Below are 12,328 nucleotides of genomic sequence, written 5' to 3'. Positions count from 1 at the left end.
CCATTCTTAGTTGTCGGGAACAGATTCGTTTTTTGTTTTGCCGTATTTTTGCACATAGTTGGCTATTTCCTCCGCAATTAACATTCTCCCATAATCGTTCCAATGCTGGTCGAACACCAAGGTTGTTTTTTTTGGTCCACCCGCATGGTCAAAAGCTTCAGCGAAATCGATTATCCCAAAACCCAAATCTTGCAAATGGTGTATAAAAGACTTAGGCGTTACCCTGCTATCCATTAAAATTGCAGACTTTTTAACATCTATATGATATTTTTCAATTAGCAAGTCAAAATTACTTTCGCGAAGTTGAAGCGAATCCTTCCTGTGTAATTCTTGGACATTGGTTGATATGATTTTCCTGTTTCCCTTTGCATGGTTATTGGTAATTCCCCTTAATGAAGAAACCGCCTTCTTAATTGGATCCATTAAACCAATATTTATAGAATATTCCAAAAGTTCGCATTTGCTTCTTAAGGTTAGAAAAAAGGGCTCACGACGTATTAGCTTATATTCACTTCTATCTAAATCTTCATTGTATCTTAAATAAAATACATAGTGGTCTATCTTCGAAAAATGACCTTGGTTTTTATAAATCAGATATAATTGGTCTGCAAAATCGTTCGAAGCATGACCATATTCATAAACTTCAATTCCATCGATTTTGTTTTCAATCTTTTTTCCAATGGAATTTGTATAATCTTGATGGAACCCTTCTATAAATGAATCACCAATCAAGGCAATCTCTATTTTATCATGGGAAGGTTCAAACTCCCTATATGAGTTGAATCCAGATTTGTTAATGCTATAGGCTGATTTGTTCTGTACTCTGTTTCCATAAACCGCATACGCTGTTTGGCCTGGAATCCATTTATTAATTCCGTCAGAATCCACAAATCTGGTTGGTCTATCATCATACAAATGGAAAATCCGTACCAGAACCTCCAAAATCACGAAGATCAAAAGCCCATATAATCCAATTTTTAAAAGAAACCTAGTCATATCAAAACTGAAAATAGATAAATGAACGGTCAATGCCGCTGTCAAAAAACAACAATAAGGTAAAAACGACTAGCGTATAAGCGCAAAACCGTACAAGCTTGGATTTAAATGGAAACGGATTCCTTTCATCCCTACGTATTCCATATTCAAATACAACAAAAATCAGCAGAAGTATGAAATAATCAATCATTCGATAGCCGAGGGGATGTGAATACGATTCGAATGATAGTTCAAGAAAGATAGCTTTCACATAATCCAAGGCCAAGGATAGGGATTCCGCCCTAAAGAAAACCCAGGTTATGCTAACGGCGAGAAACGTTGCGATTACTTGCGTGATTTCTTTGAGCGTAGGTAAATTTCCTGTTTGTCCTATTGTTGTGTTCACATAATTGCGATTGTTCTTCGTCAAGAAAACTGGAACAAAAAGTAATGCATGTAATCCTCCCCAAGCGATGAATGTCCAATTGGCTCCATGCCAAAAACCGCTCACCAAAAAAATCACAAAGACATTTCTTATGGCAAGTGATCGTTTTGTTCTTGATCCTCCCAACGGAATATAAAGGTAATCTCTAAACCATGTGGAAAGTGATATATGCCACCTTCTCCAGAATTCTGCTATATTCCTAGAAAAATAAGGGAATTTAAAATTGGACATCAACTCAATACCAAAGAGTTTTGCCGTACCAATGGCTATGTCTGAATAGCCTGAAAAATCTCCATAAATCTGAAAACCAAAAAACACTGCCCCAAGTAGCAGTGTTGATGATGGGTAACTAGCTGCATTACTAAAAATATCATCCACCATTGGAGCCAAGGCATCCGCTATTGCCACTTTTTTGAATAAGCCCCAAAGGATTAACTTAACTCCCTGGGTGGCTTGATTCTGTGTAAACTTCCTCTTATCCAATATCTGAGGAAGCAAATTTGAAGCCCTTTCTATAGGTCCCGCTACCAATTGAGGAAAGAAACTTACAAAGGTTGCAAAAGACACAAAGTCTTTAGTTGGTGTCATTTTGCCTTTGAAAATGTCCAAAGAATAGGACATCGTTTGAAAGGTATAGAAGGAAATACCCACAGGAAGTATAATGTTCAGTGTCCAAACATGGGTCATTGAAACCCCAAAAAAGGAAAAAGTTTCTATAAATGAATCAATAAAAAAGTTGAAGTACTTAAAGAAACCAAGTAGGCCAATATTAAAAATAATACTGATCCATAATAAACCTTTCTTCTTTTTTGCAGATTTGATCTTATAAATATACTGTCCCACAAAAAAATCGACCACAGTGGACAAAAAGATAAGCGAAAGAAAGCGCCAGTCCCACCACCCATAAAAAACATAACTGGCCAGAAGTAGCCAAAGATTTTGAAACCTAAGACTATTTTTAAATATTGTCCAATAAGCCAGGAAGACTATTGGCAGAAAAACAAAAAAATCGAACGAATTAAATAACATGTGGTGTTATTTCTTCTCCAAAACAAAATTGCCTATGACCAAGGCATCCAATCCCGTTGAATAAAAACAACGTATCGCATCTTTCGGGGATTCTACAACAGGTTCTCCCTGTATATTAAAACTGGTGTTCAAAACTACAGGTACTCCGGTCTTTTTTCCCAATGAACTTATTACTTCGTAATATCTTGGATGTAATTTATCGTTTACGGTTTGAAGTCGTGCACTGCCGTCCACATGGGTCACCGCAGGAATAACATTTTGCTTTTCTTCCAAAACACCGCATACTTTCAACATAAACGGAGCTTCGACCTCTCCTTCCAAATCAAAAAATTCTGTTTTGGCTTCAACAATGGCCGATGGGGCAAATGGCCTGTACGCTTCGCGAAACTTTACTTCAGCGTTGATTTTATCCTTCATATCTGGAAAAGCGGGATTGGCAAGTATACTTCTGCTCCCTAATGCCCTAGGACCTACTTCCATAGGCCCCTGGAACCATCCAATAATCTTACCCTTTTCCAACAAGTCGGAAGCTATATTACAAATATCCTCTTCGTATCTGTATGGCAGCTTAGCGCCATCCAAAACCTTTTTGATCTCCTCATTGCCATATTCCGTACCCAAATACGGGTTGTCATGCACATACGTTCTATCCTTTTTAAGGATTCCGTTGTATAGATAGTAAGCAGCTCCCAAGGCCGTTCCATTATCTCCTGCCGCTGGCATTACGTATATATCCTTAAATGGGCTTTCACGAACAATACGACCATTCATTACACTATTGAGGGACACACCGCCTGCGATGACCAAATAATCTGTTTTGGTTTTCTGGTGCAGAATATGGCATATCTCCAACACTTTGTCTTCCAATACCCTTTGGAAAGCGGCAGCGATATCTTGATGTCTATCTTTAAAAGGTTCATTTGGTTTTCTCGGTTCTCCAAAAACCTCAACAAACTTTTTTGAATACCGTTTGTTGGCCAAGTGTTGAAAATTGAAATAACTCAGATCCAATTTAAATCGACCTTCTTTATCCACCGAGATAATTTTCTCTACCCGCTTTTTATACGTATCAGCATTTCCCATAGGGGCCAATCCCATGGTTTTCCCTTCGTCATAATTGGGTTTGAACCCACAAAATTGTGTCACTGTTTCGTAGAAAGACCCTAAAGAATGTGGAAAGAAATTTTCACTGATTTTTGTGATGTTATTGTCCTTTCCGTGCCCGACCCATGTCGTTGCCCACTCTCCTGCTCCATCAATTCCCAACAAAGCAGCTTCTTTATAAGGTGATATGAAAAAAGAACCCGCTACGTGTGTCAAATGATGTTCTATAAAATGAACTTTTGGCCCATTTTTTCTACTTCCCCAATGTTCCCTGTACCAGGCCCAAAAATTACGTTGCATCAAATATGTATGGCCTAAGTGATATGCCACAAAACGCATCAGGTTACCGGATTTGAACATTCCGGCAAGATTAAAAAGAAGAAACCAGAATTTTTTACTCCAATTATGGTTTGGTTTAATGGAGACAGCTATATGGTCCACATCTGTATAATCCAATCCAGCTATTTTCAAGCACCTTGCCGAAGAAAGTACGGGAAATTCCCTGGTATGTTTTTGTCTATTTAGTCGCTCTTCTTCAATTGCGGTTATTAGCTTTCCATCTTTTACTACACATGCGGATGAATCATGGAAATAATAATTAAGCCCTAATATGACCATTTATCTTTTGGTTTTGGTTGATTTTAATTTCTCGGGGATTTTGGTTAAAATTTAATAATTCTGAATTCCGACCTTCTGTTTTCTCCGTGCTTCTTTTCTGGGCATTGAACACCATCTCCACATTCATTGGTCAATCTAGTTTCACCAAAGGCATCATGCTTGATTCTTTCCTCGGAAATCCCTTGGGAAAGAATGTACTTTACCGTTCTCTCAGCTCTCTTCTCGGACAACCATTGGTTATACGTATGGGTTCCTCTTGAATCGGTATGGGCGCCTACTTCGATGACCAAACTTGGCGTGTTTTTCATTATGTCCACAAGTTTGTCCAATATGGTTTTATCATTGGTGGTAAGATAGGACGAATTTAACTTAAAATAAACGTTGGACAGTTGATCAATTGCACTTTTTATTTGTACCAACCTTGCATCTTCCGCTTCTTTCTTGGCTTTTTCTGCAGCCAAACGGGCTGCTTCTTTTTCTCGCTGCAGTCTTTCTGCCAATAATCGTGCTTCTTCATCGGCTTTTTGTTTAGACGCTATCGAATCTTGAACACGTTGTTGTTCTTCCTCCAATTCTTTCAACAAAGCCAACTTCTCCTCCCCTTTTCTGGAAAATCCTTTTTTGACATTAAATCGATATGCTACCCCAACGGCATGCTGAATATGGTTGGTTGCATTCTCAGCATCCATGGCCCATTTTCCTGTTGAACTAAAATCCAATCCCCAATGTTCCGAAAACCAAGTTCTGAAACCTACCAAAGCGTTATAAGTTCCTCTACCTTGATTATTTGCGTCAGTGTAACCAGCACCGATTCCAACATAAGGGTCAAAAAAGCCCATTTCTCCAAGAATCTTATTTAAATCGTAGTTAATTCTAAAATCAATGGCGAAATAATCTACATCTTCCGGATTAACTGCATTATCGACAATCTTTCCTTCATCATATTTGTTATAACTGGCAACAGCCTCTAATCCCAACCCATTTTCAAAATAACGACCTATACTGGCGCGAGAAGGATATGGAACTGTGTGCCATCCATCGCTAAGGTCGAATAGCTTTCCAAATTCATCTCCAGAATCATCCACAAAATTTGTTCCCAGGGTTACCATCCAATAACTATATACAATACTATCTTTTTTGGTGAGCTGGACATCTTGACCAGCCATTTGGAGGGAACTAAATACAACAAGTGCCACAATAAGAGGTTTCACACTTTTCATTTTGAATAAGATTTGAGGTTCTTTTCACAACAAAGCTAAATCAACCCTAACGTAATTTTTTGCTTTGTACTTTGAAGTGCTCTTATTTTCGACAAGAGGTTAGATGCGAGTATTTAAACTTGTTTAAAAGTCTGATTTTTGAATAGTCACATTTTTAGTAGTAATCGGTAATTTATAGATGTAAAATGGAAAAGAAACCAAGGAATTTTCCTTATCCCTATTGTCTTTAGAATCTGATACATCAACAGTTATAACAATTTCATTTTCTTTTTCTGATTTTGCCAATTTTGGGGCAATTTCACCTTTTTGTTCTCCCAAACACATCACTACCAGAACATTTTGGGAAAAATCGACCGTAGGAATCGGTAGTCCAGGTTTTCGGGTTTTATTGATTCTGGAATAGAATTTCGCCAATGACTTGGCATCTGAAATAACAGCGGCTTCGTAATTTTCGATTCCGCTATGAGCATCACTGGCAACCAAGTCAAGACCAGATGTGTCCATTGTGTCCATTTTGGTCTCTTTTTGTGCTTTGCATGATACCAGACAAACAAAACATATGTACAGTAAATGTCTCATTGATCAAAACGTGTTCTTAAATCTAGATTTATAAGCCTTCTCATAAACTTCCTCGTACAAGGGAAGAATGTTCAATATATCAAAATTGGATGCCACTTGATAGGCATTCTCCTTGAATTGCTCCAAGACTTCATCATCACCCAAAATATGCATGGCCTTTTCCGCCATTTCAGCCACGTCGCCAACGTCCGCCAAATAACCTGTTATACCATTCTTGTTGACCTCAGGAATACCTCCTGTATTGCTAGAAATAACCGGAGTTCTATTAATCATAGCTTCCAAGGCGGCCAAACCAAAGCTTTCTGATTTTGAAGGCAATAAAAATAGGTCTGAAAAACAAAGAATACGGTCAATTTCGTTGCTATTGCCCAAGAAAACCACCTTGTCCTTAATATCCAATTCATCACAAAGTTGTTCGGCAAATTCTTTTTCAGGCCCCTCGCCCACCATGACCAATTTCGCGGGAATTTTCTCCTGAACTTGGTAAAATATATGGATGACGTCTGGAATGTTCTTTACTTTTCTAAAATTACTGATATGAGTGATGATTTTTTCGTCATCCTTTGCCATCAATGATCGTTGGCAATCGGTATAGTCTTGCTTGTATTTTGAGGAATCGATAAAATTGGGAATCACCTCAATATCCTGTTCAATTTCAAAAATATCCAGGGTTCTTTGTTTCAAAGCTTCTGAGACCGACGTGACAATATCCGATTTATTGATGCTAAAATTCACCGCCGGTTTGTAAAACGGGTGTTTTCCTACCAAAGTAATATCCGTACCATGCAATGTGGTGATCATCGGGATGAATATCCCATATTCCTGCAACATCTTTTTCGCCATATAGCCCGCATATGCATGGGGAATGGCATAATGCACGTGCAATACTTCGATTCCGTACATCTTTATCGTATCGACCAATTTGCTGGACAAGGCCAACTCATAGGGCTGATAGTGAAAAAGGGGATATTCGGGCACATGCACTTCGTGAAAATGAATATTATTGCTCAAAAGCCCCAGTCGTACGGGCTGTTTGTAGGTGACAAAATGCACTTCGTGCCCTCTTTCGGCTAGGGCTATGCCTAATTCCGTGGCTACAACGCCACTACCTCCAAATGTGGGGTAACAAACTATAGCTATCTTCATAAGAACAAATCTAAGGCAATATTTTATTCCTAATTTATAATGGAATCATAAATCGCCTGCTGAATTCGGGTTCGAAGACCTGATTTGATGAGCAGAGTATTACTAGAAGACGGATAGGTTCTATTGGATAGAAACACATATACCAGTTCTTCGTCGGGGTCGGCCCAGGTGTACGTTCCAGTGAAACCACTGTGACCAAAGCTTTTTCGAGAAACACAACCACAGGTTGGCCCGCTATCTTTTAATTGGGGTTTGTCAAAACCAACGCCCCGGCGTACGTCCTTATGGCAAAAATAGCAGGTGTTGAATTTTTTAATTGTACGGTCCGTTAAAAAGCGTTTTCCACCATAAACTCCTCCTTGCAGGTACATTTGCATTATTTTGGCCACATCCATAGCGTTGCTGAACAAACCTGCATGCCCTCCTACTCCGCCTTGCATGGCCGCTCCCATATCGTGGACATAACCCTGTACTGTTTGATATCTGTAATAGTTGTCTTCCTCGGACGGTATAATGGTTTCCTTTGGAAATTTTTCCAACGGATTGAATGCCGTATGGTGCAATCCCATTGGGTTGATTAAAAATTCCTCAATCAATTGGTCCAAAGATTGCTTATAGGTATCCTCAATATATTTTTTGAAGACATAGTAGGCAACATCACTATAACGATATCTGTTCGATTTTAAACTTTGTCTTCCAATCCTATTATAAATTGAATCTTTGTAGGAATCGGTTAGATACAAATTTTCGGCTACTTTATATGAGTAACCTTCGGTTGGGGCATTCCTATAAAACTGATTGGAAGGTTTCCGGTTTTTGGTCAAGGTATCAATATAAAAGGCAATCCAGGCTGGTAGCCGACCGTAGTGGGAAAGTGCTTTTAGTACGGTTACATCTTTGAGTTCGGTTGAATCATATTGAGGAATCATGTCCTTGAACGTATCGTTCAGCGCAATTTTACCTTCTTCTTCCATTTTCATTATCAAGGGCAAAGTCGATAAAATCTTGGTCAACGAAGCCAAGTCGTAGATATGCTCTCCTTTTATTTTTTCTTCAGAATTGTATGTAGGTTTACCAAAATTCTTATTGTAAATCACCTTCCCATTTTTGGCAATCAACACCTGTGCACCCGGAAACATTAAAGAATCCAAACCAGCGTTGACCAAAGTATCTACCATTGCCAATCGCGAAGAACTCAACCCAACCCGTTCTGGAATGCTATAGCCCAAACGTTGCAGCGGCTTAAGTTCAATACCGGTATTGACTGGAAATTCCGGATGGGCCGAAACAGGCAATCTCCCTTTGGATCCAATGGCGCCAAAAATCATCTCGGCAGCAGCTTCTTGTGCCAATTCACTGTTTTGATAGGCCATAATGAGCCCATCTATGGTTCTAAAGTCCAATACATCCAAAAGCGCATAGGGTTTTGCAAATACGCTTAAAATGGTGTTGCTGGTTCTCAGGTTGGCGACTTCATGTAGCCAGAAAAGTTCATTTTTAGAGAATTTATAGCCTTTCCATGGGCTTTTGTTGCTTTTGTGAAACCCAATGATCACCAAATTGAAATTGGCCAAGGCCTTTTTGTAGCCTGCTGCATCCATCGCCTTTATATGGGTGACATCGGCATATTTGGTAAGCGTTTTATAAAATGTAGCGCCTGAATCATCGCCAAATTGCACATAGGCTATTTTTTTGTTTTCCAAATTTTTAACCGGAAGCAATGAAAAGTTGTTTTTTGCTACTGTGATGGCATGTTCTATGGCCTTTTCGTAAATAACGTCATTCTCAACACCGTTCAAATCTTCATGCAGTTTATCCAATTGGATTGGTTTATAACCAGCCAAACCAGCTTTGTATTTGGCCATCAAGATTTTCTTTACGGAATGTTCAAGACGTCCTTCGGAAATTATTCCAGAATGGTATGCCTCAATAAGTTTTTCTTTGGCTTTCAACACATTTTCGGGCATTAAAAGCATATCGTTCCCTGCTTTAAAGGCTTCCAGTTCCACTTCTCCTTCAGGGACAAATTCAGAAACGGCCTTCATATTTAGGGCATCGGTAAAAATTAAACCTTCAAATCCCATTTCCTCTTTTAAAACCCCTGAAACAATTTGTTCTGAAAGTGTTGACGGCAAGCCTTCCTGTATTTCCAAATTGGGGACATCCAAATGGGCCACCATTACCGAGCCCAATCCACTGTCAATTAGTTTTTGAAACGGATAGAGTTCAATAGAATCCAGTTGTTTTCGACTTGAATGAATAACAGGCAAGGCCTTATGGGAGTCTGTGGCCGTATCACCATGACCAGGAAAATGTTTTCCGCAGGACAAAATCCCTGCTTGTTCCATGCCTTTTATAAAGGCAATGCCCTTTTGTGCCACATTAATGGGGTCTTCGCCAAAGGAACGGTTTCCTATAATGGGATTTTTCGGATTATTGTTCACATCGATATCCGGTGCAAAATTGATGTGCACCCCCAACCGTTTTGCATGCTTACCAATTTGAAATCCTACTTCCTGAATAATGGAACTATCCTGAATCGCACCCAGTGTCATGTTCCAAGGAAATGCATAAGTAGAATCCAGTCGCATGGCAAGCCCCCATTCCGCATCTAGGGCTATCATTAAGGGTGTTTTGGAGGCCGCTTGAAATTCGTTGGTCAATTCTGCCTGCCTTACAGGTCCACCGGGCAAGAAAACAACTCCACCTATATGTTGATTTTTAATAAGTTCCTTGATTCTATCAGCAGCGGATTTCTTTTGGTTCGAAGCTATGCTTACCATAAACAACTGTCCCACCCGCTCGTCGAGTGACATGCCATCATATTTGGCTTCCACCCAATTAGACTGTGCCAGGGAATCCTTAGCAATCAACGGGTTTCTTTGCCCGTGGACGCTATATAGAACCAGTAAGAAAATGGGAAAGTAAAGGTTTATCCGCATAAATATCTTGTCTAGGACATGAACTTACAACGCTTAAAAATATTGCATTTCATCGAACAATGCACAATTATTAAGACAAATTAAGGGTTTTCATGGACCAAACCAATCTGTCCAGGGCCGAAGGACCAATTATTTGGATTGAATTTTTGGAGTATTTAGAACCAGGATTGCTCCCCAACTGGAATGTTTTACATCACGTTGAGATTGTGAACATTGTATGTCCTAAATTTTAGGTTTCCAATCGATATGAGCCATATAAGCCGACGGTTGATTTTCAAACCTTCCTCTTTCTTTAAGACGGTCAACCAGCCAATGAAACCATTCAAAGTACGTTGGATGTCTTCCTTGCTCTCTTGATTCTTCAATAAAATTGCCCAACACATCCCAAAGAAGTATGGCCACGCCTCCAACTAAATCTTCAATGGCGTCAATCGGCACCACGTCTTTGTAAACCAGCAGACCTATGGTTTCAAATTTCATTCCCACTCTAATGATGGCAGCTTCATATTTGTCCCCAAGTGCAAAAATTTCCTCTCTAGAAAGATTGGGCTCCATATCTGCCAGCAATCGGTACGCCTCAGTAAATTCGCTATCCTCAAATGATCTTGCACATTCCATAACAGCCAAATCCCTTCGCTGTTGTCGATCTAGCTTCAGCTGTTTTATACCCAAAACAATCCCGTACAACACTGCAAAAATCCCAATGACCTGAAAAATGGCAAGTATATCATTTAGATTCATACTTAAAACTATAATAAATCAACCCTAAAATGCTGAATCAGTTATCTCTGAATAAACTTCTAAGCCCGGCCCTTACCTTGGACCTAAGATTTCAAAATTGCCACAAGGCTATATTTAATGACATGTAAGTTCGCGAATTTTGCTCAAAAAAGAACAATCCACCATTTTTATATGGGGTATCCAAGCTTTTTTAAGTTCCTATATGAAGAAAAGCTTGATAATTGGGGATCCTATTCAAAAAGAATCAGGGTTATCAAACAAACCGTGAATGCCAACTGTCACTTGCAGGTACTTCCCAATGTTCCAAATACTCCAGCTTATTGGCTACCAGATTATTAAAAACAATGGTGTTTTTTGAAATGGCCTTGTTCTTAGCCATCTTTTTAAAATCCTTCAACGATTTATAGGCCACATATTCCCCTTGCTTAAAGGATACGTTCATTCTATCCATGAGTTCCACACCATACTGCTGTTCCAACTGTTGGATAAAATGGACAGAGGCATCTATGGAACAGCCTGAGGCGCTTGCATTGGTCTGGTCCAATCCAATCACTATAAATCTATTGTATTTGATTTCAAAACCAGCGCTCAAATCGCTCCCATGCGCCGTCCATTGTTCCAAAAATTGGGATATTGCCTCTCTGATCTCTTCGAGTTCTTCATTTGAAAAACTTCGATTACATTGATAAATCCAAATTCTTGTGGTGTCCGGAAGGGACTCAAAATCAACTAGCATCTTAAATAGAATTTGCAATAAGTTCGGCCACATCCAAAACAGTGACATTTTTCTCTTTTTCGTGCGCCTTAATTCCGTCTGTCATCATGGTGTTGCAGTATGGACAACCGGTTGCAATTATGCTGGCGTTGGTCTCGAAAGCATCTTTGGTACGAAGTACATTGATATCCATATCTCCTTTTTCCGGTTCCTTGAACATTTGTGCACCACCCGCACCGCAGCACAATGCAGTTTTTTTATGTCTTTTCATCTCAACAATGTCCGCATTGGTTTTCTTCAATACGTCCCGAGGGGCATCAAAGACCGAGTTGGCCCTTCCTAAATAGCAAGGGTCATGAAAGGTGATTCGTTTTGCTTTATAGAATTCTCCTTTCAGTGACAGGCGTCCATTGTCCAATAATTCTTTGATGTATTGGGTATGGTGCACCACGTCATAATTTCCGCCTAGACCAGGGTATTCATTTTTGAGTGTGTTAAAGGAATGTGGGTCGCAAGTAACAATACGCCTGATCTCATATCCGTTGAGCACCTCAATATTCATCATTGCCTGCATCTGGAACAAAAACTCATTTCCTGCGCGTTTTGCCACATCACCGGTACAGCTTTCTTCAGGACCCAGCACTGCGAATTCCACATTGGCCTGATTCAATATTTTCACAAAGGCCCTCGAAATCTTTTTGGCCCTATCATCATAACTTCCAGCAGAACCTACCCAAAACAAAATTTCGGGCTGCGTGCCTTGGGCCATAAATTCTTCCATGGTTTTCACCTTAAGTTCTTCACTCATAGCAAG

The 12,328-nt window shown here is 39.6% G+C and carries 11 protein-coding genes; 1 reads left to right on the top strand and 10 read right to left on the bottom strand.

The features are described from left to right. Window positions 1-6 precede the first annotated feature (6 nt). The 7 genes from ACULLG_RS10275 to ACULLG_RS10245 form a co-directional block, all read right to left on the bottom strand. Complete coding sequence (locus ACULLG_RS10275; protein WP_452126702.1) at window positions 7-996, bottom strand: hypothetical protein; 990 nt, start codon at window positions 994-996, stop codon at window positions 7-9. A 1-nt stretch (window position 997) separates the two neighbouring features. Then, the gene (locus tag ACULLG_RS10270) at window positions 998-2,263 is read right to left on the bottom strand and encodes an MBOAT family O-acyltransferase (RefSeq protein WP_452126701.1); all 1,266 of its coding nucleotides are present in this window, start codon (window positions 2,261-2,263) and stop codon (window positions 998-1,000) included. A 192-nt stretch (window positions 2,264-2,455) separates the two neighbouring features. Further along, window positions 2,456-4,171 carry a carbamoyltransferase family protein gene (locus ACULLG_RS10265; RefSeq protein ID WP_452126700.1) on the bottom strand — a complete coding sequence of 572 codons (1,716 nt, stop codon included), beginning with the start codon at window positions 4,169-4,171 and terminating at the stop codon, window positions 2,456-2,458. A gap of 44 nt (window positions 4,172-4,215) precedes the next feature. Further along, window positions 4,216-5,391, bottom strand: coding sequence for an OmpA family protein (locus ACULLG_RS10260; protein ID WP_452126699.1), 1,176 nt, complete (start codon window positions 5,389-5,391; stop codon window positions 4,216-4,218). A gap of 123 nt (window positions 5,392-5,514) precedes the next feature. Continuing rightward, window positions 5,515-5,904 (bottom strand): hypothetical protein, encoded by a 390-nt coding sequence (locus ACULLG_RS10255; protein WP_452126698.1) that lies wholly within the window; start codon window positions 5,902-5,904, stop codon window positions 5,515-5,517. A gap of 69 nt (window positions 5,905-5,973) precedes the next feature. After that, complete coding sequence (gene bshA, locus ACULLG_RS10250; protein WP_452126697.1) at window positions 5,974-7,116, bottom strand: N-acetyl-alpha-D-glucosaminyl L-malate synthase BshA; 1,143 nt, start codon at window positions 7,114-7,116, stop codon at window positions 5,974-5,976. A gap of 29 nt (window positions 7,117-7,145) precedes the next feature. Continuing rightward, window positions 7,146-10,058, bottom strand: coding sequence for a glycoside hydrolase family 3 N-terminal domain-containing protein (locus ACULLG_RS10245; protein WP_452126696.1), 2,913 nt, complete (start codon window positions 10,056-10,058; stop codon window positions 7,146-7,148). 92 nt (window positions 10,059-10,150) lie between these two features. On the opposite strand from ACULLG_RS10245, the gene ACULLG_RS10240 reads away from it, so the two are divergent. Beyond that, window positions 10,151-10,291 carry a hypothetical protein gene (locus ACULLG_RS10240; RefSeq protein WP_452126695.1) on the top strand — a complete coding sequence of 47 codons (141 nt, stop codon included), beginning with the start codon at window positions 10,151-10,153 and terminating at the stop codon, window positions 10,289-10,291. On the opposite strand, the gene ACULLG_RS10235 is transcribed toward ACULLG_RS10240, so the two are convergent. From ACULLG_RS10235 to ACULLG_RS10225, 3 genes are all read right to left on the bottom strand, one after another. Further along, window positions 10,281-10,799 carry a DUF4760 domain-containing protein gene (locus ACULLG_RS10235; protein ID WP_452126694.1) on the bottom strand — a complete coding sequence of 173 codons (519 nt, stop codon included), beginning with the start codon at window positions 10,797-10,799 and terminating at the stop codon, window positions 10,281-10,283. The genes ACULLG_RS10240 and ACULLG_RS10235 overlap by 11 nt on opposite strands. A gap of 253 nt (window positions 10,800-11,052) precedes the next feature. After that, window positions 11,053-11,535 carry an ABC transporter ATPase gene (locus ACULLG_RS10230; protein WP_452126693.1) on the bottom strand — a complete coding sequence of 161 codons (483 nt, stop codon included), beginning with the start codon at window positions 11,533-11,535 and terminating at the stop codon, window positions 11,053-11,055. 1 nt (window position 11,536) lies between these two features. Next, window positions 11,537-12,322: a (Fe-S)-binding protein gene (locus ACULLG_RS10225; RefSeq protein ID WP_452126692.1), complete on the bottom strand. Its 786-nt coding sequence runs from the start codon at window positions 12,320-12,322 to the stop codon at window positions 11,537-11,539. Window positions 12,323-12,328 lie beyond the last annotated feature (6 nt).

The sequence above is a fragment of the Flagellimonas sp. 2504JD1-5 genome (assembly GCF_053618295.1).
This window is presented reverse-complemented; position numbering and strand designations above follow the sequence as displayed.

Bases quoted from the DNA above. Each gene is read 5' to 3' on its own strand.
- ACULLG_RS10275 (WP_452126702.1), bottom strand. From the start codon at position 996: ATGACTAGGTTTCTTTTAAAAATTGGATTATATGGGCTTTTGATCTTC.
- ACULLG_RS10265 (WP_452126700.1), bottom strand. From the start codon at position 4,171: ATGGTCATATTAGGGCTTAATTATTATTTCCATGATTCATCCGCATGT.
- ACULLG_RS10260 (WP_452126699.1), bottom strand. From the start codon at position 5,391: ATGAAAAGTGTGAAACCTCTTATTGTGGCACTTGTTGTATTTAGTTCC.
- ACULLG_RS10255 (WP_452126698.1), bottom strand. From the start codon at position 5,904: ATGGACACAATGGACACATCTGGTCTTGACTTGGTTGCCAGTGATGCT.
- bshA (WP_452126697.1), bottom strand. From the start codon at position 7,116: ATGAAGATAGCTATAGTTTGTTACCCCACATTTGGAGGTAGTGGCGTT.
- ACULLG_RS10245 (WP_452126696.1), bottom strand. From the start codon at position 10,058: ATGCGGATAAACCTTTACTTTCCCATTTTCTTACTGGTTCTATATAGC.
- ACULLG_RS10240 (WP_452126695.1), top strand. From the start codon at position 10,151: ATGGACCAAACCAATCTGTCCAGGGCCGAAGGACCAATTATTTGGATT.
- ACULLG_RS10235 (WP_452126694.1), bottom strand. From the start codon at position 10,799: ATGAATCTAAATGATATACTTGCCATTTTTCAGGTCATTGGGATTTTT.
- ACULLG_RS10230 (WP_452126693.1), bottom strand. From the start codon at position 11,535: ATGCTAGTTGATTTTGAGTCCCTTCCGGACACCACAAGAATTTGGATT.
- ACULLG_RS10225 (WP_452126692.1), bottom strand. From the start codon at position 12,322: ATGAGTGAAGAACTTAAGGTGAAAACCATGGAAGAATTTATGGCCCAA.